The sequence below is a fragment of the Parvibaculum sp. genome (assembly GCF_045863935.1).
Lineage (GTDB): Bacteria > Pseudomonadota > Alphaproteobacteria > Parvibaculales > Parvibaculaceae > Parvibaculum.
On record NZ_BTVP01000047.1, the window covers coordinates 1 to 21,987 of the forward strand.

Sequence of the window (21,987 nt, forward strand, 5' to 3'; positions counted from 1 at the left end):
CCTTCAATTGACGGACTCTACTCAAATCTGGAGGAAGTTCAGGGGCTCACGTCAACGCCGCTAGTATTTGAAGCATCATTGTTCCCAGTCGTTAAAATAATCTCCCGATCCATGAAGGCTGTCGAATCGGGATGTAAGTCGCCGAGTCCGTTCATCGGTACGAGGGAGTCGTGGCGTATTGCCGTTCTGTTGATCTGAGTCGCTTTGCCTATAAGCTTCTTGGGCGTAAAAAATCTTATAAATCAGTCACTTGTGCCGGGTTTGACTTGGGGGTAAAACAAGAACATAGTTTTAACGTAGAGCGGGAATTATCTCTACATGCCATATGATGTTCGGGCGGTAGCTAATTTTGTCTTGGAGTGCGCCGATGATGCAGGGCGCGCCGTCACCAACATCGACATAAACAAGATCGTGTATTTTTTGCACGGATGGTATCTGGCGAAACACTCTGAGCCTCTTGTTAGTGCAAAAATTGAAGCTTGGACATATGGGCCCGTTTTTAGAGAGTTGTTTCGAGAGTTTCGTCGCTTCGGGGATTCTCCAATCCTGTCGAAGGCGCAAAAGCTAAATCTTGATACTGGTGAGAAAGAAGAGTGCGTTTGCCAGTTTACAGATGAAGAAAGAAGTTTCTTAGAGGGGCTAACACTCAGGTATCTCAATATCTCGACTCATAGACTTGTAACAATGTCTCACGTGGAAGGGGGGCCGTGGGATATGGTTTGGACAGAGGGGCGTCCTGGTATGCAGATCACGGACGAAATGATCTGCAGCTATTTCTCTTCTCGGGCAAGGAACTGACATGAATCCCAAGCTCTCCGAGTTGCGTAAAGTTGACAGTCCGCCGACAGCAATAAACTGGGTAAGGTTCAACGATACCGACGTGTTGAAGACCGCTAGACAGATTACTCAGTTTGCTTTGAGGCCGCCTAGATGGTCATACCGCCCCGCAAATTCCGCCGCTCATGACAGGATCGTTTACGGTCTGGATCGAGAGACTGCGAAGAAGATGGGCGCAACAAAGGGGAATCCTCAGGGGCGCCCCCACAATGTTTCTTTGATTGAGGCTTTTTTTGATCGTGATCTGGAGCGTCAGTATGCGGGACGTCCCGTCTATTCGGAAGGGATGACCGAATACTTTAAGCTCAACCAACAACTGTGGGTGCCGGTTAAACCTCTTGTAGTCACTGCTGAACACGGAAAATTGCTGCCGATATTTATGTGCGGTTGGAGTGATCTGAATCTGACATTGTTTCAGCGGCGCTTGTACATGACGATTGTCGAGGACGCTCTCATGTCGTTGACAGACTTCCAAACGTCACAAGCGGAGTTTCTATTTTTTCCCAAGATCGCGGCCGGGGGTGAAAGACGCCGAACTACTGAGGTTTGGCACCGGGGTGACTACGAGCTTTTGAGTCAGTCAGATTTGCAGGACCAAGTCGCTATATATCTCGAAGCGCGCGAGTTGGCGCGAGTGGCGGTGATTGATGAGCTTAGGAAGCGCGCTCCGAAGGACACGGGTGTTGCGGAAGATAATGTACGTCCGACCCCCAACGGCCAAGCTCGCGAGCTATTCGACTAACCGCCGTGACCCTAGTGCATTATAGAGAAGGACCAAGCGGGTTGGATTCTCGTCGCTTCTCGTCTTTCCCTGCGCGGGTGCCGGGGCGGCCCGAGGTCGAGCGGTCTCAGGGCGAGTTGGCCGTCATCCCGCCTGTCTCGATTTCACGTCATCCGCGATCTGCCTTGCCAAATTCCGCATCGGCTCGAGATAGAGGCGCGCGGCTTCGCTGTCTGACAGGCTGGTGCGGAAGTAGCGTAAGGAGAGTGCGCCGAGTGCGCGGTTGTCCGCGAGGATCGGGACGCCGAGGCCGGTGACGCGCTTGCGGCCTTCCATGGCGCGGCGCGAGACGTTCCATGTGATGCGGCGGGTCGCTTCGCCGGTGATCGAATAACCGCGCTTGCGGATTTCGGCGAGCATGCGGTCGAGATCGGGGCGGTCGCGGGCGAGGCGGTCGCTTGAGCGGCGCGACTGCGCGAGGCGCGCGACGATTTCCTCGCGCTCCGGTTCCGGGCAGAAGGCGAGCCAGGCCTGGCCGAGCGCGCCGAGGAGAATGGGCGTCGGCGCGTTGTAGACCTCCGGGTCGAGCGCGACGGGGCTGTCGGCCGCCGTGCCGAAGCGCACGATCATTTCATGGCCCTGCGGGACGCCGAGAAAGACGGCCCAGCGATGCGCGCGCGTGAAGGCGCGCATCGGCTCGATCGCGGCTTCGGCGACGAGGCCGCTTTCGCTGAAGCCCGAGGCGAGCTTCAGCACGCGCGAGGTGGCGCGCCAGCCCGCCGAGCGCGAAAGCCGCTCGACATAGCCTGCTTCCGCAAGCTGGGCGAGAAGCCGGACGGTGGAGGATTTGGGCAGGCCGGCGGCGGCCGCGAGGTCGCGCACCTGCATGGCAGGCGCGTCGCCAAAGGCTTCCAGCAGCGCCAGGGCGCGGGCAATGGGCATTCTCGATGTGGCGGTCATGGTTCCCGTTTGTTCCGTTCAACGGAATAGTGGGACTTTCCGGTGACGGATGCCAGCCCCCAGGGACTAACCTTCCGATAAAGGGCGGCGAGGGAGCCGCCGGACATCCGGGAGGAAAACAACATGACCAGCCGTCCCAATGTGCGCGTTGCGCGCACCGACGAGAAACGGGCATACGAGACCATCGGCGTTGCGCCGCTGACGCCGGTGATCGGCGCGGAGATCGAGGGGGTCGATCTGACGAAGCCGCTCGGCGAGGCGCAGCTTGCGGAAGTGAAGCAGGCTTTCGCCGATCATCTCGTGCTCGTCTTCCGTGGCCAGAAACTGACGCGGGAAGACCACAAGCGCTTCGGGCGCTATTTCGGCACGCTGCACAGGCATCCCTATCATTCGGCGCCGAAGGAAGGAGAGCCCTTGGGCGATCCCGAAATTCTGCCGATCAAGGCCGACCAGAATTCGCGCTATGTGGCAGGCGAGGGCTGGCATGCCGACGTGACCTGCGACGAGGAACCGCCTTTCGGCTCGATGCTCTACATCACGCAGATCCCGGAGATCGGCTGCGGCGGCGATACCTGTTTTCTCAGCGCCTATGAGGCCTATGAAACGCTGTCGCCCAAGATGAAGAATTTCCTCGAAGGGCTCGATGCGGTGCATGACGGCGCGAAGCCCTATACGGGCGGCTATGGCAAGGCGGCGCCGGAAGGCGGCTGGCCGAAGACGAAACATCCCGTCATCGCGCGGCATCCGGAAACGGGGCGTAAGCTGCTCTACGTCAATCGCGGCTTCACCACGCATATCGACGGGCTCGCGCCTTCGGAGAGCACGGGGCTTCTCGAAATGCTGTGGCGGCATCTCGAAAGCACGCCGGTGTTCCAGTGCCGCGTGCGCTGGGAACCGAATACGCTCGTCTTCTGGGACAATCGCTGCACGCAGCATCACGCGGTGTGGGACTACTATCCCTATTCGCGGCAGGGCGAACGCGTGTCGATCGTGGGGGGACGGCCGGGAAGGTAGGGCTCAGCGTTTCTTGTATTTCCGGGCGCGGGTGCCGGGTTTGCCGCTTGTTGAGCGGCCCTTGGGCGCCGTGGTGCGGGCGACGCTTTCCTCGACGGCGGATTGACGCGCCATCGGATCGTCGGCGATGGCGAGTTCGGTGGCTTCGAGGCGCTTGATTTCGTCGCGAAGGCGGGCCGCCGTTTCGAATTCGAGGTCGGCGGCGGCGTCCTTCATACGCGTTTCGAGATCGGCGATATGGGCGCGGAGATTGTGGCCGATGAAGGTCTGATCGGCGTCGCCCGTGTCGACGCGGACATGATCGCGCTCATAGACGCTTTCGAGAATGTCGCCGATGTTGCGGCGGATGCTCTCCGGCGTGATGCCGTGTTCCTCGTTATACGCCTTCTGCTTTTCGCGGCGGCGCGCGGTTTCGGCCATGGCGCGTTCGAGCGAGCCGGTGATTTTGTCCGCATAGAGAATGACGCGGCCATCGACGTTTCGCGCGGCGCGGCCGATGGTCTGGACGAGCGAGGTTTCAGAGCGCAGGAAGCCTTCCTTGTCGGCATCGAGAATGGCGACGAGGGCGCATTCGGGAATGTCGAGGCCCTCGCGCAGCAGGTTGATGCCGATGAGCACGTCGAAGGCGCCAAGGCGGAGATCCCGGATGATCTCGATGCGCTCCAGCGTGTCGATGTCGGAATGCATGTAGCGGACGCGGATGCCCTGTTCGTGCATGTATTCGGTGAGGTCTTCGGCCATGCGCTTCGTGAGCGTGGTGACGAGCACGCGCTGGCCCTTCGCCGCGACCTCGTGACATTCGGCGATGAGATCGTCGACCTGCGTGGCGACGGGGCGGATGATGGTCGGCGGGTCGATGAGGCCGGTCGGGCGGATCACCTGTTCGACGAAGACGCCGCCCGTCTGTTCCATCTCCCAGGGACCGGGCGTCGCCGAGACGAAGACCGACTGCGGGCGCATCGCGTTCCATTCCTCGAAGCGCATGGGGCGGTTGTCGACGCAGGAGGGAAGGCGGAAGCCGTATTCCGCGAGCGTCGATTTGCGCCTGTAGTCGCCCCGGAACATGCCGCCGATCTGCGGCACCGTGACATGGCTCTCGTCGGCGAAGACGAGCGCGTTGTCGGGGAGATATTCGAAGAGGGTGGGCGGCGGCTCGCCGGGCTTTCGGCCGGTGAGATAGCGCGAATAATTCTCGATGCCGGCGCAGCTTCCCGTCGCCTCCATCATCTCGATGTCGAACTGCGTGCGCTGTTCGAGGCGCTGGGCTTCGAGAAGCTTGCCCATGCCTTTCATCTCCTGCAGCCGGACCTGGAGGTCGTGCTTGATCTCCTCGATGGCCTGGTTGAGCGTCGGGCGCGGCGTGACGTAATGCGAATTGGCGTAGAGCTTCACTTCCTTGAAGCTGTCGGTCTTGTGGCCCGTCAGCGGGTCGAACTCCGCGATTTCCTCGACCTCGTCGCCGAAGAGGGAGATGCGCCAGGCGCGGTCTTCGTAGTGGGCGGGGAAGACTTCGATCGTGTCGCCGCGGACGCGGAAGGTGCCGCGGCCGAAGGCCTGGTCGTTGCGCTTGTACTGGAGCGCGACGAGATCGGCGATGAGCTGCTTGCGGTCAAGCCGTTCGCCCGCCTTCACGGAGAAGGTCATGGCCGAATAGGTTTCGACCGAGCCGATACCGTAGATGCAGGAGACGGAGGCGACGATGATGACGTCGTCGCGTTCGAGCAGCGCGCGCGTCGCCGAGTGACGCATGCGGTCGATCTGCTCGTTGATCGAGCTTTCCTTTTCAATGTAGGTGTCGGTGCGCGGGACGTAGGCCTCGGGCTGGTAGTAGTCGTAGTAGGAGACGAAATACTCGACCGCGTTTTCCGGGAAGAAGCTCTTGAACTCGCCATAGAGCTGAGCGGCGAGCGTCTTGTTGGGCGCGAGGATGAGGGCGGGGCGCTGCGTGCGCTCGATCACCTGCGCCATGGTGTAGGTCTTGCCGGAGCCGGTGACGCCGAGCAGCACCTGCTCGCGCTCGCCCTTGTTCACGCCTTCGACGAGTTCGGCGATGGCGGTGGGCTGGTCGCCGGCGGGCTGGTATTCGGAGACGAGGTTGAGGCGGCGGCCGCCTTCGGATTTCTCGGGGCGCTCGGGGCGGTGCGGCGCGAAGAGCGGCCAGTTGGCGGGGTCGCCCTGGAGCGCGCCCGCCCAGGTGTCGCGATCGGGCGCAAGGCCGCCTTCGGGCACGAAGCTCGCACCCGGCGCCTCGGCGAAACCCGCAGCCTTGCCTGCCGGCAGGGGTCTTTCCGAGCCCCGTCCGAATGATTTGAACTTGTCGCGCGCCATGCGCCCAATATGGCCCGAGTCAGCGCGGGTTCAAAGGGGCGCGCGGCAGGCTGCTGCCAGTTTCGGGCAGGTTCTCATCCGTCAGGGAGCTTCACCGGTGCCAGCGCCGGAGGGCGGCTCGTCGCGCCACTCATCCGGGGTCTCCTTCGAGGTGGCGTAGGGCGGGTTGGTGTCCGCGGGTGCCCGCCCCGTGTCGACGCCGAGCCTGGGCGGGCCGAAGAAGGCATAGGTCACCACCAGCAGGAGAAAGAGCGCCGCCGTAAACGAAATGGCGAGTACGTAGCGGGCACCCGTTCCCGTCACGCCCTGCCGCGCGTCGTCGGTTCTCTTCTCGGTCGGGCTTTTCTCGGGCGGGGCCATGCGCTTCTCCTTTCCTTTCCGGTCTTCTTCGCTGAATCAGCTAGGGCCGAAGACGATCGTGGCAAGGCGGTGGCTTTCCATAGCGTGTGCCTTCTGCAATTCTCGGCTCCATGAACGATGCCGAGACGATTCCGCAAATTCCCGAGGGGCCGGTCCGCACCGGCGCACACTGGACGATCTATCTGCCGACGCTGGTGGTCGCGATCACCTGGGCGGCCGTCTATTTCTGGTCGGAATGGCGGGATCCGCCCCTGCTGGCGATTGGGAGCATTGCGCTGGCGATCGAGTCCGTGGTGGTGCCTCTGCTGCTCATCCACGCGCTTGCGAGGGAGCGCGTGCTCCGCGCCGGGATCGACGGCGGCGTGTTGCAGGCCGTGTGGGGGTTCCCGGTCCGGCGGCGGCTGAAGCTCGGCGTCGCAGACGTGGTGCTCGCGCAGGTGCGGCGCTCTTACGCGCAGCGCTATTTCGGGGGCGGGGCGCTTGCGCTGATCGAGCGGAACGGCAAGCGGCACCTCATTGCCGATCTCGAGCGGCCCGAGGAACTCGCGGCGGCGATCAACGAAACCAACAGAAGAAAAGATGCAGCATGAGCCAGATGCTCGATTTCGACGACAATGCGGCCCGCGCCCTTGAGGCGATGTATCTCACCCCGGACGTGGTGGGGCAGCGGGCGAGGGTCATCGAGATGCTGTTGCCCCAGCCGGGCGAGCATGTTCTCGATATCGGCGTGGGGCCGGGGCTGCTGGCCTACGATCTGGCGCGTATGGTGGGCGAGGGTGGACGCCTCGTCGGGCTCGATGCCGCGCCGGCAATGCTGAAGGTCGCGCGCACGCGCCTCGCCGCCTCGCCGCAAGCCGAATGCATGGAGGGAGATGCCGCCGACCTGCGGTTTCCCGATGGCACCTTCGACATCGCGGTCTCGACGCAGGTGCATGAATATGTCGCCGATATCGACAAGGCGGTGAAAGAGCTGCATCGCGTGCTGAAGCCGGGCGGGCGGGCGCTGGTGCTCGACACGGATTGGCGAAGCATCGTGTGGCATTCGTCGGACAAGGCGCGCATGGAGCGCGTTCTGTTGTGCTGGGACGATCATCTGGCCGATCCGCATTTGCCGGCCACGCTCGGTGCGCGGCTGCGCCGTGCGGGGTTTCGCGTGCTGCGTGTGGAAGTCGTGCCGATGCTCTCGCCGCAATGGCAGCCCGTCTCCTATGCGGCGGGTATCATGAAGAGCATTCGCGGGTATGCGATGGCGAACGGAGAGCGGCACGGGATTTCGCGAGACGAGGTGCAGGCCTGGTATGACGACCAGTTGCGGCTTGCGGAGCGCGGCGAGTTCTTTTTCAGCGTCAACCGCTACGCTTTCCTCGCCGTGCGCTAGGGCAGGATCCGATCACACGGAAAGTGCTTTAGGCCGCGCTGTCGGGGCCGTAGAGGGCGAGAAACGCGTCGATGATTCCCTCGATCTTTTCGTCCGTGTCCGGCGGCAAGGTCGCCTCGGCATCGAAAAGCGCCGGCCAGACGAAGACTTCCTTCAACATTCCTCCCCCGAGGCGCATGCTGAACGCGCTGTCGTGGGGGCGAAGTTTTCCCTGCTCGATGAGCATGCCGATCACGCTCATCAGGCTGTCGCTTCGCCTGTTGCCGAGGATTTCGTACATGTCGCGGGCGAGTTCCGGCGCGCCGGGAACCTCGGCGATCACAATGCGCATGAGCGCGGTTGCGCCGTCCTCGAACTGCGCCGAAAGGTAGCTGCGGCAGATCTTGTAGAGAGCGTCGCGCGCCGAATCCTGCGGGGTGATCAGGCCGTCGTAGTTGCCGCTCCCGCGTGCCGCCTCCTTGACGACGGCGGTGAACAAGGTCTCCTTGGACGTGAAGTGCTTGTAGAGTGTTGCGGTGGAAACATCCGCTTCCCGCGCGATGTCTGCCATTCCGGCACGGCTATAGCCATTTCTGAGAAAGTTGGCCCGGGCAGCGGCGAGGATTGCAGCCCGCTTCTGTGCGCTTACCTTTTTTCGGTGTGTCTCAAGTCCCAATTGTGTCTTCCCGTGAGGCGCCAGATGCCGACGGTCTGGCTCCATAGATTTTCATATAGGCGTCGATGCAGGCGTCGATCTTGGCGTCCAAGTCGGCGGGCCGCTTGAAGCCGAGCGAGAAAAGCCCCGGCCAGACAACGAACTCCTTCACCATGCCCGCCAGATGGCGAATGCCTGAGCTCGTATCGTGGGGTCTCAAGTCGCCACGTGCGACGAGTTCGTCCACCATTGCCTGAAGCTGGCTGTATCTCTTGAGCACGCTGTTCTCATAGACGTCGCGCGCGAGGTCCGGCGCCGACGGAACCTCGGCAATCACGACACGGAGCAGATCGTTCATCTGTTCGTCGAGCTGTTGGCCGGCATACAAGGCGGCGACGTTTCTCAGCACGGTGCGTGCCGATTTTCCATCAATGTCGACAAACATCGAAGTGTCGGTTTCCCGGTACGCGTCCTGTACGACTGCCGCGAAGAGCGATTCCTTGGAGTCGAAATGTTTGTAGAGGGTTGCAGTCGATACATCGGCTTCTCTGGCAATTTCCGCCATGGCCGCGCGGCTGTATCCATCCTTGAGAAAAATTTCCCGCGCTGCTTTCAAAATCGCCGCGCGCTTCGTCTCGCTGACTGACTTTCTGTACGTTGCCAATCCCAAATTAAGGCTGCCTCCCACTCGACCAAGTAAGGTCTTAGTACCCTTGTTATCCAATACGTCGAATTACGGGCGAACGGTCAAGAACAATCCGGAAAACCGGCGTTTTGGACTGAAGTGCATAAATCGATTTGGAGATGCATACGCGTGCGGATCAATTTTGGATCAGATGTTTCCGCGATTTCAGAGCGCATTCCGCTTTTGATTTTCGCTCGCATCTGGATGCCGTTTCAACTCGCATCCGGCGTGCTTTCCGCAAAGACAACATAACGCAGCGACCCGTGCTCACGTGCGTCGAAGGGAAAACAAGTGACGAGGGCGAGGCCATAACCCGCGTGAGGGTCGATGTGTGAATTGTCGTACTCAATAATTCGTGATGAGCGAACCGCGAAGAAATGCCGCATGCCGCGTGCGTCGGTGACGATGACGCTGTCGTCACTTTTGACATGGCGCAGGTAAGAAAAATGCGTATCGCGATGTGCCGCGATGACGGAGGTGCCGGGCCGTCCCGGTTCCGGCGTGCCGAGGAGATGGCCGGGGCCGAAAGCAAGGGCCTCGCCGCTGGTTCCCGACAGGACGATTTCGCTTTCGCCTTGTGCAGGGAATTCGAGTTTTGCGACGGGCCAGGTGTCGGCCCAGGGCCAGGCCTTGTGCGGTTTGCCGTCGGCGAGCGTCTGCTGCCAGGCGCGTTCGAGCAGGATCTGTGCGACTTCGGCTTTAGCCTTGATGTACAGGCCTTGTCCGAGCTGCCAGAAACCGAAGCCGAGGCAGACAGAAATGGCGGCGGCCCAGCAAAGGGCCGCCGCGTTTCTTTTCAATCCCGGTTTCATCGGGAACGCCTTGCCCAGGCGGTTGTCTGCCAGTGCCGCTGGAACCACCAGATTGCGGTGAGAGCGGCGGCGAGAAGCAGCGCGAGGATGCCGCTGTGGATCAGGGCGGGGGCATCGGTCGCGGTCTGGGGCAGGGCTATGCCCGCTGCTGCCTCGGCGGATGCCGGTGCAGCGAGGAAGGCGGCGTACTGGGCCGAACTCTTCTGAAGCGCGGCCCGCTGCGCCGGCGGTACGGCCTGTTCCCCGAAGACCTTGTCGTAGTCCCAGCCTTCGGGAAGGTTCACCGGCATATCCTTCGAGGTGAGCTTCTCGCCATCGGGGCGGGTGGGCGTGACGTCTACGGCGACGAGGCTCGTCAGGCGGCTTACGAGATGGTGCTCGAGGGCGACGCCGAGAATGGCGCTGTCGTTCCGTTCCCAGTCGCCGTCGATGCGGGCATCCGCTTCGAGCTGTTCGATCTTGCGGTGGGCCCAGAGTTTGCCGATGCCGGGGCGGACGTCGCCCTTGCCGACGCCTAAGCGGACTTCCCAGGGCTCGCCCGCGACCTCGCCGCGCAGCGTCAGGGTGCCTTTTGCTTCGGGCATGCGGGCCGAGAGCACCACAGGCTCGCCCTTGTAGAGATCGGGCACGGGGTTCGGCCAGCTTTCGGTGGTGCGGCCGTCGGGCCAGACGGCCGTGATGTTGGTCATGACCGGGCTGCCGAGCTTTTCGAAGAGCTCGCTCATCCGTTCCACGACCTGACGTTCGTTGCCGATATGCGTGAAGGTGCCGCGGCCCGCTTCCGCGGCGCGGTTCATGAAGTAGCTGTTGGGCGCGGAACCGATGCCGACGGTGAAGAGCCGCGAGCGGCCGAGGTTTGACGTGATCTCGCGGAAGAGTTCGCTTTCGTTGGAGATCGCGCCGTCGGTGAGAAACACGACCTGGCGAAGCCTCGTCGCATCGCCCGGATTGCGGTCGGCCAGTGCCGCGCGGAGGGCGGGCAGCATTTCCGTGCCGCCATTCGCTTCGAGGCCCTTCACGAACTTCTTCGCCACGGCGAGGTTCTCGCCATGGGCGGGGACGGCGTCGCGGAAGAGGACCGTCAGCGTGTCGTCGAAACGGATGACGTTGAACTTGTCACCCGGGTTGAGCCTGTCGAGGGCCCAGAGCAGGCTCTCTTTCGCCTGGTCCATTGAAGGGCCGGACATGGAGCCCGAATTGTCGATGACGAAGATCGCCTCGCGCGGTTTCGCTTCCGGCTGAACTTCGCCGGAGGGGGGCGTCAGCATGACGAGAAGATAGTCCTCGTTGCCGACCCGCTCGCGGAAGAGGGCGGCGGTGGGCGCGGTGGCGGATGCCGGCTTCCAGACGAGTTCGAAGTCCTTGTTTGCGGGGACGAGTTCTTCCTTGAGGGCGATGGCGGCCTTGCGTTCGCCATCCCGCTCGATCGTCACGTCGTGGTGCGGGCTCTCGACGTCGCCGAGCGGGAAGCCCGCGTCGAGCGAGACCTTGAGGCTGACCGGGTTCACCTTGCCCATTTCCGGACGGAGCACGGGTGGCTCATCGAGGCTGTCCTTGCGCCGCGGCTGCAGATCGCCCCAGCCGCCGCTGCCCGGTTCGAAATCGACGAAGTGCGGGTCTGCGGGTTTTGGCGTGTAGCGTGGCGCAACCACCATGGGGAAGCGCAGCGAGAAGGTGTCGCCGTCGCGGCGCGCCGTCTGCTGATATTCGATCTGGACGACGATGGTTTCGCCGGGGCCGATATTGGCGACCGAGTTGGTGAAGACGTTCGGCCGCTGCTGTTCGACGAGGCTTGCCTTGCGGCCGTCGGCCTTCGCCTCCTCATAGACGCGGCGGGCCTCCTGCTTTTCCTTGATCTGGCCTTCGATCACGCGGCCGCCGATCACCATTTTCAGGGTGTCGACCGCGGAGTCCTCCGGCAGCGGGAAGATGTATTTGCCTTCGACCCAGCTATCGCCCGGATTGATGAAGCGCTGCGTGACGCGGGCCCGCGCAATCGGGCCGGAGACATCGATCTGAACGTCGGTGGCGAGAAGCGGCGCCGGAATGTATTTGCCGGGCTCGGTGGAGTTGAAAAGAAGGGCGCCGCTTTCGACGTCGCCGAGCGTGACGAGGCCTGCCGGTATCGACGCGGGCGGCGTTTCGGCATGGGCGTGGCGGATGAAGCTGGCGGCGAGAAGAAGGATCAGGCTGGCAAAGATCAGAACGAATGCAAGCGAATGGGACCAGCCACGCGGCTGAGCCGCGCCGGCCGGGCGTTGTGAGATGAAGGACATGGCAGTCTCCCCGCGTGTTCGAAGCCGCCTGAGATAATTTCTCTTCAGGCGGGCCCTCCTCAGGCGGACGAAGTGTCGCGGGGAATTAGGGCGGAAGCGGTCGTGAAAGGGGACGGGAGCGGATCTATTTCAAGGCCATTTTGTGTCAAGTCCGCTCACACGCGGTTTTCCTTTCGTCCGTCCACTGATGCTTCAGGGGCGCCAGTCCATCGGGACATGGCCCGGCTCCGCCCGGAGGCGCTCCATCCAGGCGCCGATCGCCTTGTAGGGCGCGATGTCGAAATCGCCTTCATGGGCCACATGGGTGTAGGCATAGAGCGCGATGTCGGCGATGGAGCAGGCGTTGCCCGCGAACCAGTCATGGGTGGAGAGGTGGCGCTCCATCACGGCGAGCGCCTGATGTCCGCGCTCGTGCCATTCGGGGAAGCGGTCCTTCCTTTCCTCGCGACCGCCCGGCTTGATCGAATGCCAGAAACGGGCGACCGCGATGTAAGGCTCGTGGCTGTATTGCTCGAAGAACATCCACTGGAGCGCCTGCGCGCGGGCGAAGCGGTCCGTGGGGAGGAGGGCGGTGCCTTCGGCGAGGTAGAACATGATGGCGTTCGATTCCGCCAGCGTGCGGCCGTCGTCGCATTCGAGGGTGGGAACGCGGCCATTCGGATTGCGCGCGAGGAAGTCTTCCGTCCGGCTCTCGCCTTTCAGGATGTCGATGTCGACGAGTTCGAGGGGCAGGCCGAGCCGGTGGGCGGCGAGCCGCACCTTGTAGCAGTTGCCGCTGTCCTGCATCTGGTAGAGCCGCATGATTTTCCTCACGAATAACGGGGCGCACCGGCTGTCTCGAGGACGCCCGCCAGGTCCGCCGCCGCGCGTTTGAGTTCCGCCTCGGGCACCGAGGCGTAGCCCATATAAAGGCCGGGGCGGCCTTGTTCCAGCCGGTAAAGCGCCAGCGGGCTCACATGGATGCCGGCCTCCATGGCGGCGGCGGCAAGCCGCCGGTCGTCCGCGTCCTCGGGCAGGAAGGCGGAGAGTTGCAGGCCGCCTTCGCCGGGCGCCGCTCTCAGCCAGGGCGACAATTCATTGCCGATCGCATCGAGGACGATCGCCCGGCGCTCCGCATAGAGCGCGCGCATCCGGCGCACATGGCCGCCGTAATGACCTTCGCCGATGAAGTCGGCCAGCGCCGCTTGCATCGCGGCGGGAGGCACATGGCCGCTGATGCGAATGGCGGTCGCGAAGGCATCGACGAGATGTTCGGGCACGATCAGGTAACCGATCTTCAGGGCGGGGAAGAGCGTCTTGGCGAAGGTGCCCATGTAGATCACGGTGCCGGTACGGTCGAGCCCTTGCAGCGAGGGGATGGGGCGGCCCTGGTAGCGGTATTCGCTGTCGTAGTCGTCCTCGACAATCCAGGCGCCGCAGCGCCCGGCATGATCGAGGAGGGCAAGGCGGCGCTGGAGCGAGAGCGTCGCGCCGAGTGGAAACTGGTGCGAGGGCGTGACATAGACGAGGCGCGGCGAGGCATGACGCTCGATGCCTGCCTCGACATCCAACCCTTCTTCGTCCACCGGAACGGGAACGAGCGTCGCACCCGCGCCCGATAGTGCGCCGCGCGCGCCGAGGTAGCCCGGGTCCTCCACCCAGACCGGATCGCCGGGATCGAGAAGCATGCGCGCGGTGAGATCGAGCGCGGCCTGCGCGCCGACGGTAACGATGACCTGTTCGGCCGAGCAGACGACGCCGCGCGCCGCGCCGGCATAGGCGGCGATCGCTTCCCTGAGCGCGGGGAGACCGATGCCGATCTCGTAGCCGAAGAGGCTGCTCCGCGTGTCGCGCGAATGGCGGGCGAGGAGCCTGCTCCAGAGCATGGCCGGGAAGTGGTCGATGGCGGGGAGGCCGTGCTGGAAGGCGCGCCCCTGTCCGCGTGTATAGGCGGGAATGAGGCGGCGCGTGGCGGAGAGACTTCTGCCGCGTTCCGACAGCGTGCGTGCCTCTGCCGCCGTCTGCCGCTGCCGTTCCGGCCGCTTCGATTGCCGGTCGAGTTGCAGCAGGCTGTCCGGCAGCAGGGCCGCTACCTGTGTGCCCGCGCCTACCTGGCCTTCGAGATAGCCCTCGGCGGCGAGCTGCTCATAGGCGGCGAGCACTGTGTTGCGGCCGACGCCAAGCTCCGCTGCCAGCATGCGGGACGAAGGCAGTCTTCCGCCCGGATGCAGGCGGCCGTCCAGGATCGCCTCTCGCAGGGCGTCATAAAGCTGGCGGTAGAGCGGCAGTTCGCCGCCCGTATCGAGGGCGATGGTGCCGAGGGGCAGAGGGCTTGCGGGCATCGGACGTTCTCCCGATTAACTGGCTCCATGATATTTCTACTATTGGACCTTTTGATAGGGCCATTTTCGGCAAATAGTCCGGGCCGCGATGGACGATGGAGGCGCCGATGCTCGAGATGAAACCGGTCTGCGAGAAATGCGAGGTGCCGACGCCAAAGGATGGCGCGGCCGAAATCTGCAGCTTCGAATGCACCTTCTGCCCGTCCTGCGCGGAAGCGATGGCGCATACCTGCCCGAATTGCGGTGGCGAGCTTTTGCCGCGACCGAGGCGGGCCCTCGACCTTTAGGAACTGTCCCATGAGCGATTACCAGACGTCAGAGCCGTTCCGGGTCCGGCAGGCGCCGAAGCGCGCCGCCTATGACCGCGAGACGGTGCACGCCATTCTCGATGCCGGCTATGTGGCCCATGTCGCCTTCGCGACGGAGGCGGGGCCGGTCGCGCTGCCCATGTTCTATGTGCGGGACGGCGAGAGCGTGCTCGTCCATGGCTCGCGCAAGAGCCGCTTCGTGCGGCTGCTTTCGGTGGGCCAGCCGGTCTGCCTCACCGTCACGCATATGGACGGGCTGGTGCTGGCACGGTCCGCCTTTCATCACTCCATGAACTACCGCTCGGTGATGGCGCATGGCGTGCCGGAGATGGTGACGGAAGCGGAGAAGCCGCACGCGCTCGACCTCTTCACGCGGCGGGTCCGCGAAGGCCGCGCGCAGGAAGCACGCCCCGCCAATGCGCAGGAGCTGAAGGCGACGGCGGTGCTTCGCCTGCCACTGATCGACGTGGCGGCGAAGGCCAGGACGGGCGGACCGCTGGACGATCCGGAAGACATGGACCTGCCGGTCTGGGCGGGCGTGATCCCGATGCAGCTCACCTTCGGCGAACCGGTGCGGGACATCGCGCCCATGCCTGCGGAATAGCCTGTTGCGCGTGCGAACAGGCAGGCTTAGGTTGCGCCCGTTTCTTTGTTCGCCCCTCCATGGAGATTCAAAATGGGCTTTATCTCGGACGCGCTCAACCGCATTCAGCCGTCGGCAACCATTGCCGCCACGCAGAAAGCGCGCGACCTGAAAGCCCTGGGCCGCGACGTGATCTCGCTTGCGGCCGGCGAGCCCGATTTCGACACGCCCGACAACATCAAGGAAGCCGCGATCAGGGCGATCCGCGAGGGCAAGACGAAGTATACGGCGGTTGACGGCATTCCCGAACTCAAGGCGGCGATCTGCGCCAAGTTCAAGCGCGAGAACGGGCTCGACTATCAGCCGAACCAGGCCTTTGTCGCGCCGGGCGGTAAGCCGATCATCTTCAATGCGATGGTCGCGACGCTGAACCCCGGCGACGAGGTGATCATTCCCGCGCCCTACTGGGTGTCCTATCCGGACATCGTGCTGCTGGCGGGCGGCACGCCTGTCTTTGTCGAGGCGGGCATGTCGACGGGTTTCAAGCTGCAGCCGGAGGCGCTCGACAAGGCGATCACGGCGAAGACGAAGTGGGTCATCTTCAACTCGCCGTCGAACCCGTCTGGCGCGGCCTATACGGCGGCCGAACTGAAAAAGCTCACCGACGTGCTGATGAAGCATCCGCATGTGTGGGTCCTTTCGGACGACATGTATGAGCACCTGACCTATGACGGCTTCAAATTCGCGACGCCGGCAGAGGTCGAGCCCGGTCTCTACGAGCGCACGCTGACCATGAACGGCGTCTCGAAGGCCTATGCGATGACGGGCTGGCGCATCGGCTATTGCGCGGGGCCGGAGCCGCTCATCAAGGCGATGACGAAAGTGCAGAGCCAGTCGACCTCGAACCCGACCTCGATCAGCCAGTGGGCTGCGGTCGAGGCGCTGAACGGGCCGCAGGACTTCATCCCGGAGCGCGCCGCCGCGTTCAAGGAGCGGCGCGACCTTGTCGTCTCGATGCTGAACCAGGCGAAAGGCCTCAAGTGCCCGACGCCGGAAGGCGCCTTCTATGTCTATCCCTCCTGTGAGGGCTGCATCGGCAAGAAGACGACCGACGGCAAGGTCATCGAGACGGACGAGGACTTCGCGCTCGCGCTCATCGAGGCGGAAGGCATTTCCGTGGTGCATGGCGCGGCGTTCGGGCTCTCGCCCTTCTTCCGGATTTCCTATGCGACGTCCACGGAAGAACTGACGGATGCCTGCCAGCGCATCCAGCGCTTCTGCGCGAGCCTGATCTGAGGCTTCGATAGAATCTCGATTGCGATTCTTTAAACAATGATCGTCACGGCCCGGCTTGTCCGGGCCGTCCACGTCTTTCTTATCTGCGTCAGCCAAGACCCCGGCTTTCGCCGGGGCAGGCGTGGATGGCCCGCATAAAGCGGGCCATGACGGATTTTTTTCAGGCTTTTGCCGAGTGCCGAACCGTCAGACCTGATAGCCCATGCTTCGCAGTTGCTGGGTCAAGGCGGAGATGCGTGTTGCATCCGATGGATGCGTCGACATGAATTCCGGCGGCGGCGCCTTGCCGCCGCGCTGAGCCGTCATGTTCTGCCAGAAGCGGAGAGACTGGCGCGGATCGTATCCGGCCTGCTTCATATAGACGACGCCGAGCCGGTCGGCTTCCAGCTCGTGCGTGCGGGAGTAGGGCAGGAGGATGCCGAACTGCACGCCGGCGCCGAGCACGGCGGCGATGGTGCCTGCGCCGCTGACATCGCCCGATTGCAGCGCAACCTGCGCGGCCTGCATGCCGACACCCGCCGCCACCTGCTGGCTGTAGCGCTCGGCGGAGTGACGCGCCGCGACATGGCCCGTCTCGTGGCCCATCACGGTTGCGAGCTGGTCGTCGTTTTCCATCCGCTTGAAGATACCTTCATAGAAGCCGACCTTGCCGCCGGGCAGCACGAAGGCGTTGGCCTCGTCGCCCTGGAAGACCGTGTATTCCCAGGCCTGGTTCTGCAGGCCCGCAGCCTGCACGATGCGCGGGCCGACGGTCTGCAGGCTGCGGTTCATCGCCTTGTTGGTGGAAACTTTCTGCTGCTTGCGGATTTGACTCCAGGCGGAGGCGGAAAGCTGGGTTATCTGCGCTTCCGAGACGAGCAGCAGTTGCTGTCTTCCCAGGGTCGGATTCTGGACGCAGCCGGCGATGGCGACGATGTATCCGGCGGCGAGGCCCTTCACGAGCTGGCGCCGGTTGAGTTCGATCGGTTCGCGGTCGAGGAACGTGATAGGCGCGTCCATTGATGCCTCCCGTGACGCTTGATGGTTCATTTTAGGACGGCCGGGCGGCCCCTGTCAGTCTCCGAACCATTTATTAGAATAATTATAAAGAACCTTGCAGGACATTGTTCAGGAACTATATATTGAAGGAACCGCAAACCAAGGAGGTGTGACGTGAAAGTTGACACTGGCATCGCAACGAACGACAGGAGCGAAATCGCCGAGGGGCTCTCGCGCGTCCTCGCGGACACCTACACGCTCTATCTGAAGACGCACAACTATCACTGGAATGTGACGGGACCGCAATTCCGCACGCTCCATCTCATGTTCGAGGAGCAGTATCGCGAACTCTGGGCGGCAACGGACGAGATCGCGGAGCGGATTCGCGCGCTGGGCGCCTATGCGCCGGGCACCTATGCGGAATTCAGCAAGCTCTCCTCGCTGCAGGAAGACAACAGCGTGCCGAGCGCCGACCAGATGGTGAAAAACCTCGTGAAGGGTCACGAGCAGGTGGCGAAGAGCGCGCGCGATCTCTTCGCCGTCGCGGACGAGGCGAACGACGAGGTGACGGCGGACCTGATGGTCCAGCGCATGCAGGCCAGCGAAAAGACCGCCTGGATGCTCCGCAGCCTGGTCGAATAAGGCCGGCAACATCCGGTCATCAAATTTGAAACCGGCAGCGCCATGATCGCGGCTATAACGCGGTCATGGCGTTTTCCTTTTCTCCCTCCCTTGTGATTTTCGATTGCGACGGCGTGCTGGTCGACACCGAGCCGGTAGCGAACCGCGCGCTTGTGCGCGTGCTGGCGGAGGAAGGTTTCCCGATCGCCTATGAGGAGTGCCGCCGGCTTTTCGTCGGCCGCACCATGGATGCGGTGAAGGCGCATGTGGAAACATCGCTTGGCCGCGCGCTGCGCGAGGACTGGCCGTCCCATATCCGCGACGAGACACTGAAAGCCTTCGAGCGGGGGATCGAGGCCGTTGCCGGGGCGGAGGAGACGCTGCGCGCTCTGGCGGCACGCGGCACGCCCTATTGCGTTGCCTCGTCGGGACGGTTCGAGAAGATGCGTTTCACGCTCGGGCGCACGGGGCTGCTGCCGTTGGTCGAAGATGTCCTCTTCAGCACCGAGGAAGTACGGCATGGCAAGCCCGCACCCGATCTCTTTCTCCATGCGGCGGCGCGCATGGGGCATGCGCCGGGAGATTGCCTCGTGATCGAGGACAGCGTGCCGGGCGTGCAGGCGGGCGTTGCGGCGGGTATGACGGTGATCGGCTATGCGGGCGATCCCATGACCGATGCGGCGGCGCTCAAAAGCGAAGGCGCCCATGTCATTCGCGACATGAGCGCCTTGTCCGATCTCTTTGCAGGCAGTTAGGCCGCGCGCACCACGTCCAGCCCTTCGCCCGTCATCAGCCAGTGCGCGCAGGCATCGCCCAGCTTTTCGCGGGCGAGCGCCTCGTAATGCGCGCATTCGCCGGCGCTCAACACATCCCGCCAGCGCCCGTTCGTGCCCTTGTTGATGAAGGTCGTAGCGCCGCCCTCCCAGAGCAGGCCGCCGAGCGGCGCGCTCTTGTCCGCGTGCTTCTTCATGTAGTCGAAGGTGCAATGTTCGACGATCGCCGGCCAGCGTGCTTCGTAGACCTCGATGTTCAGAAACCCGGCGAGGCGGCGGATTTCGCCTTCCATGTCGAGTTTCAGGTTGTCGAAATGCATGAAGTGGATGTTCGGCAGGTGGCGGATCGCCCACCAGCTCGAAACATTCTCCCAGAAAGACCAGAAGGGATAGCCGTCGCGCGCGACCCACTCGTTGAAATAGGTGCGGACGTCGGTGGTGACGCGGCCGATCTTTTCGCCGACGAGGCCGGGCGTTTCGTTCAACGCCTCGTAGAAGGCGTCGTTCGCATTGGCATGGTGGTTGTACATGGACCAGAGAACGTCGCGTCCGTCGCGACCGATATAGATGTATTTCGCCGTCGGGGAATAGACGAGGGCGTCGACCGGCAAATGCGTCTTCACGAAGCGGCGATGGGTCTGCGCTTCGAGCGCTTCAAGCTTCACCTCCGCCGGCGGCACGCGCAGGTCGAGCCAGTGCGAGAGTTCGTTCACTGGCACATCCTCGGCGCCGTTGAAGATCAGTTGACCGACGATCTGCTGCGTCCATGTGGTGCCCGCCTTGCCATAGGTCGAGATCACGATATCTCCGTCGCGAAACCTGAAGTCGTTCCACACGGTCGATTGGAAATGATTGCTGTGCAGCTCGCGCGTCTTTTGCGGCCACGCAATATCCGTCGCCATTCCAGTCCCCCCGCTACGATTCATTTGTCCGTGCGGAGACTATCGGCCGTCGCTTGCGTGTGGAAGGGGCAAAAAAAGCCGCCCGGAGCGGGCTCCGGGCGGCGTGTCTCGGCGTTAGTTTTCCGGTCAGGCCGTCGCGGCTTCTCGTGAGCGCTCGAGGGGGCCGGGGCCCTTGCCGGCTTTCTCCGCCTCCTGGCCCGCGAGCCAGCGTTCCGTTTCGAGGGCGGCCATGCAGCCCATGCCGGCCGCGGTCACCGCCTGGCGGTAGACATCGTCGGTGACGTCGCCTGCGGCGAAGACGCCGGGGATGCTGGTCGCCGTCGAGTCCGGCGCGGTGAGGAGGTAGCCGCCAGCCTTGGTCTTGAGCTGGTCCTTGAAGAGTTCGGTCGCGGGCGAATGGCCGATCGCCATGAAGACGCCGTCCGCCTTCAGCTCGCGCGTTTCGCCCGTCTTCACGTTGCGGATGCGTGCGCCGGTCACGCCGAGCGGGGTTTCGTCGCCGACGATCTCCTCGATCGCCGAATCCCAGATCACTTCGATCTTCGGATTGTTGAACAACCGTTCCTGCATGACCTTCTCGGCGCGGAAACTGTCGCGGCGGTGGATCACCGTCACCTTGCTGGCGAAGTTCGTGAGGAAGAGCGCTTCCTCCACCGCGGAGTTGCCGCCGCCCACCACCAGAACTTCCTTGCCGCGATAGAAGAAGCCGTCGCAGGTGGCGCAGGCCGAGACGCCGAAGCCCTGGAACTTCTCCTCGGAAGGAATGCCGAGCCATTTCGCCTGCGCACCCGTCGCGATGATGAGCGCGTCGCAGGTGTAGATCGTGCCGCTGTCGCCCTTGAGTTCGAAGGGATGCTTCTTCAGGTCGGCATTGACGATCGTGTCGGCGATCATCTCGGTGCCCATGTGGCGCGCCTGCGCTTCCATCTGCTCCATGAGCCATGGGCCCTGGATCGCCTCGGCGAAGCCCGGATAATTCTCGACATCGGTGGTGATGGTGAGCTGGCCGCCCGGCTGGATGCCCTGGATGAGCACAGGCTCGAGCATGGCGCGCGATGCATAGATCGCGGCGGTGTAGCCTGCGGCGCCGGCGCCGATGATGAGAACTTTGGCGTGTTTGGTGTCGGACATGATGCTTCCGTGCGCTTGAGCCGTCGAGAAGGCGGGCCGTGAAAAGGGTGAGGGCATTTGGCGGACCCTGCCGACACTATATAGGTGCCGGCCGGACCCGCCAAAAGGGAGGCTTAGAGAGCCTCGGCGTGCTCGCCGAGATATCTGGCGACGCCCTTGGCGTCCGCCTGCATGCCTTCCTGGCCCTTCTGCCAGCCGGCCGGGCAGACTTCGCCGTGTTCCTCGTGGAACTGCAGCGCATCGGCCATGCGGAGCGCCTCGTCGGCGTTGCGGCCGAGCGGCAGGTCGTTCACGAGCTGATGGCGGACGACGCCCTCGCGGTCGATGAGGAAGGTGCCGCGCAGCGCCACGCCGTCCTTCTCGATCAGCACGTCATAGTCGCGCGCGATCTGCTTCGTCATGTCGGCCACCATCGGGAACTTCACGGGGCCGAGGCCGCCATCCTTCGGCGCGGTGTTGCGCCAGGCGGCATGGGTGAACTGGCTGTCGACCGAGACGGCGACGACCTTCACGTTCAGCTCTTCGAATTTAGGCACGCGGTTCGAATAGGCGAGGATTTCGGAGGGGCAGACGAAGGTGAAATCCAGCGGATAGAAGAACACGAGCCCGTAAGAGCCGTTGAGGTATGAGCGGAGGTTGAAATTCTCGACGATCTCGCCATCCGGCAGGACGGCGGCGGCGGTGAAATCGGGGGCCTGCTTGCCTACGAGTACGGCCATATACGGAAACTCCTTTGAAACTGGGTGAGACAGGGAGCCGGGTGGAACCGGGCTTTCTCGTTATTTAGACGCATTCTAAAACATGTTCAAGGGAAATTGCTGCGCTGCGACAAGATGGCAGGGGGCCTAACAATTTTGTTGTTTATTTATATGCGCAGCGAAATTGCAGCTTCAAAGCGTTGAAATACTTCCGTGGCGGGCAACGCCAATTGGGGCCAATCGGTGTGACCTGCGCCCCAAGTTTCATCCAGTTGGAAGTAGAGTCCTTTGACCATTTGAGCCTGTTGGGCTCGGCGATGCAACGGGACGGGGCGTGGAGCCCCCGCAGAGCTCAGACGTCCCGTCCCGTT

The 21,987-nt window shown here is 63.2% G+C and carries 23 protein-coding genes; 10 read left to right on the top strand and 13 right to left on the bottom strand.

The genetic code is table 11. The features are described 5' to 3' along the window. Positions 1–318: 318 nt before the first annotated feature. Complete coding sequence (locus ACKUUH_RS15205; RefSeq protein WP_407950748.1) at positions 319–798, top strand: Panacea domain-containing protein; 480 nt, start codon at positions 319–321, stop codon at positions 796–798. A gap of 1 nt (position 799) precedes the next feature. Beyond that, positions 800–1,579 (top strand): hypothetical protein, encoded by a 780-nt coding sequence (locus ACKUUH_RS15210; protein WP_407950749.1) that lies wholly within the window; start codon positions 800–802, stop codon positions 1,577–1,579. A 123-nt stretch (positions 1,580–1,702) separates the two neighbouring features. Here ACKUUH_RS15210 and ACKUUH_RS15215 read toward each other — a convergent pair whose 3' ends face one another. Then, positions 1,703–2,518 carry a helix-turn-helix domain-containing protein gene (locus ACKUUH_RS15215; RefSeq protein ID WP_407950750.1) on the bottom strand — a complete coding sequence of 272 codons (816 nt, stop codon included), beginning with the start codon at positions 2,516–2,518 and terminating at the stop codon, positions 1,703–1,705. Positions 2,519–2,641: 123 nt separating this feature from the next. Here ACKUUH_RS15215 and ACKUUH_RS15220 point away from each other — a divergent pair, with 123 nt between their 5' ends. Further along, positions 2,642–3,532, top strand: a complete 891-nt coding sequence (locus ACKUUH_RS15220; protein ID WP_407950751.1) for a TauD/TfdA dioxygenase family protein — start codon at positions 2,642–2,644, stop codon at positions 3,530–3,532. A gap of 3 nt (positions 3,533–3,535) precedes the next feature. Here ACKUUH_RS15220 and uvrB read toward each other — a convergent pair whose 3' ends face one another. Both uvrB and ACKUUH_RS15230 read right to left on the bottom strand, forming a co-directional pair. After that, on the bottom strand, positions 3,536–5,860 hold the full coding sequence (gene uvrB, locus ACKUUH_RS15225) for an excinuclease ABC subunit UvrB (RefSeq protein WP_407950752.1): 2,325 nt from the start codon (positions 5,858–5,860) through the stop codon (positions 3,536–3,538). Between the two features lie 81 nt (positions 5,861–5,941). Beyond that, positions 5,942–6,220, bottom strand: a complete 279-nt coding sequence (locus ACKUUH_RS15230; RefSeq protein WP_407950753.1) for a hypothetical protein — start codon at positions 6,218–6,220, stop codon at positions 5,942–5,944. An 86-nt stretch (positions 6,221–6,306) separates the two neighbouring features. Between ACKUUH_RS15230 and ACKUUH_RS15235 the strand changes: the two genes are divergently transcribed. Both ACKUUH_RS15235 and ACKUUH_RS15240 read left to right on the top strand, forming a co-directional pair. Further along, positions 6,307–6,810, top strand: coding sequence for a hypothetical protein (locus tag ACKUUH_RS15235; protein WP_407950754.1), 504 nt, complete (start codon positions 6,307–6,309; stop codon positions 6,808–6,810). Beyond that, positions 6,807–7,598, top strand: a complete 792-nt coding sequence (locus tag ACKUUH_RS15240) for a class I SAM-dependent methyltransferase (RefSeq protein WP_407950755.1) — start codon at positions 6,807–6,809, stop codon at positions 7,596–7,598. Before ACKUUH_RS15235 ends, ACKUUH_RS15240 begins: the two co-directional genes overlap by 4 nt. Before the next feature lie 28 nt (positions 7,599–7,626). Here the strand turns inward: ACKUUH_RS15240 and ACKUUH_RS15245 are convergent, their stop codons facing one another. The 6 genes from ACKUUH_RS15245 to ACKUUH_RS15270 all read right to left on the bottom strand — a co-directional run bounded on the left by ACKUUH_RS15245 (position 7,627) and on the right by ACKUUH_RS15270 (position 14,326). Then, complete coding sequence (locus tag ACKUUH_RS15245; protein ID WP_407950756.1) at positions 7,627–8,298, bottom strand: TetR/AcrR family transcriptional regulator; 672 nt, start codon at positions 8,296–8,298, stop codon at positions 7,627–7,629. Further along, on the bottom strand, positions 8,243–8,902 hold the full coding sequence (locus ACKUUH_RS15250) for a TetR/AcrR family transcriptional regulator (RefSeq protein ID WP_407950757.1): 660 nt from the start codon (positions 8,900–8,902) through the stop codon (positions 8,243–8,245). The genes ACKUUH_RS15245 and ACKUUH_RS15250 overlap by 56 nt, the downstream gene beginning before the upstream one ends. A gap of 227 nt (positions 8,903–9,129) precedes the next feature. Beyond that, entirely contained in the window at positions 9,130–9,717 is a 588-nt protein-coding gene (locus tag ACKUUH_RS15255) for a class GN sortase (RefSeq protein ID WP_407950758.1), read from the bottom strand. 8 nt (positions 9,718–9,725) lie between these two features. Beyond that, positions 9,726–12,005: a marine proteobacterial sortase target protein gene (locus ACKUUH_RS15260; RefSeq protein WP_407950759.1), complete on the bottom strand. Its 2,280-nt coding sequence runs from the start codon at positions 12,003–12,005 to the stop codon at positions 9,726–9,728. A gap of 192 nt (positions 12,006–12,197) precedes the next feature. After that, a complete protein-coding gene (locus tag ACKUUH_RS15265) occupies positions 12,198–12,809 on the bottom strand; it encodes a glutathione S-transferase family protein (RefSeq protein ID WP_407950770.1) in 612 nt (203 codons plus the stop codon). 5 nt (positions 12,810–12,814) lie between these two features. Beyond that, a complete protein-coding gene (locus tag ACKUUH_RS15270) occupies positions 12,815–14,326 on the bottom strand; it encodes a PLP-dependent aminotransferase family protein (RefSeq protein WP_407950760.1) in 1,512 nt (503 codons plus the stop codon). 107 nt (positions 14,327–14,433) lie between these two features. Between ACKUUH_RS15270 and ACKUUH_RS15275 the strand changes: the two genes are divergently transcribed. From ACKUUH_RS15275 to ACKUUH_RS15285, 3 genes are all read left to right on the top strand, one after another. Next, complete coding sequence (locus ACKUUH_RS15275; protein WP_407950761.1) at positions 14,434–14,613, top strand: DUF1272 domain-containing protein; 180 nt, start codon at positions 14,434–14,436, stop codon at positions 14,611–14,613. A 10-nt stretch (positions 14,614–14,623) separates the two neighbouring features. Then, complete coding sequence (locus ACKUUH_RS15280) at positions 14,624–15,238, top strand: pyridoxamine 5'-phosphate oxidase family protein (RefSeq protein ID WP_407950762.1); 615 nt, start codon at positions 14,624–14,626, stop codon at positions 15,236–15,238. A gap of 72 nt (positions 15,239–15,310) precedes the next feature. Next, positions 15,311–16,513 carry a pyridoxal phosphate-dependent aminotransferase gene (locus ACKUUH_RS15285; protein WP_407950763.1) on the top strand — a complete coding sequence of 401 codons (1,203 nt, stop codon included), beginning with the start codon at positions 15,311–15,313 and terminating at the stop codon, positions 16,511–16,513. Between the two features lie 186 nt (positions 16,514–16,699). On the opposite strand, the gene ACKUUH_RS15290 is transcribed toward ACKUUH_RS15285, so the two are convergent. After that, positions 16,700–17,512, bottom strand: a complete 813-nt coding sequence (locus ACKUUH_RS15290) for a M48 family metallopeptidase (RefSeq protein WP_407950764.1) — start codon at positions 17,510–17,512, stop codon at positions 16,700–16,702. Positions 17,513–17,665: 153 nt separating this feature from the next. Here ACKUUH_RS15290 and ACKUUH_RS15295 point away from each other — a divergent pair, with 153 nt between their 5' ends. Continuing rightward, positions 17,666–18,133 carry a Dps family protein gene (locus ACKUUH_RS15295; protein WP_407950765.1) on the top strand — a complete coding sequence of 156 codons (468 nt, stop codon included), beginning with the start codon at positions 17,666–17,668 and terminating at the stop codon, positions 18,131–18,133. A 65-nt stretch (positions 18,134–18,198) separates the two neighbouring features. Next, positions 18,199–18,867 carry an HAD family hydrolase gene (locus ACKUUH_RS15300; RefSeq protein WP_407950766.1) on the top strand — a complete coding sequence of 223 codons (669 nt, stop codon included), beginning with the start codon at positions 18,199–18,201 and terminating at the stop codon, positions 18,865–18,867. On the opposite strand, the gene ACKUUH_RS15305 is transcribed toward ACKUUH_RS15300, so the two are convergent. From ACKUUH_RS15305 to ACKUUH_RS15315, 3 genes are all read right to left on the bottom strand, one after another. After that, entirely contained in the window at positions 18,864–19,787 is a 924-nt protein-coding gene (locus tag ACKUUH_RS15305; protein ID WP_407950767.1) for a sulfotransferase domain-containing protein, read from the bottom strand. The two genes, ACKUUH_RS15300 and ACKUUH_RS15305, sit on opposite strands and share 4 nt — an antisense overlap. 126 nt (positions 19,788–19,913) lie before the next feature. Continuing rightward, positions 19,914–20,918 carry a thioredoxin-disulfide reductase gene (gene trxB / locus ACKUUH_RS15310; RefSeq protein WP_407950768.1) on the bottom strand — a complete coding sequence of 335 codons (1,005 nt, stop codon included), beginning with the start codon at positions 20,916–20,918 and terminating at the stop codon, positions 19,914–19,916. A 113-nt stretch (positions 20,919–21,031) separates the two neighbouring features. Beyond that, positions 21,032–21,637 (bottom strand): peroxiredoxin, encoded by a 606-nt coding sequence (locus ACKUUH_RS15315; protein ID WP_407950769.1) that lies wholly within the window; start codon positions 21,635–21,637, stop codon positions 21,032–21,034. Positions 21,638–21,987: the final 350 nt, after the last annotated feature.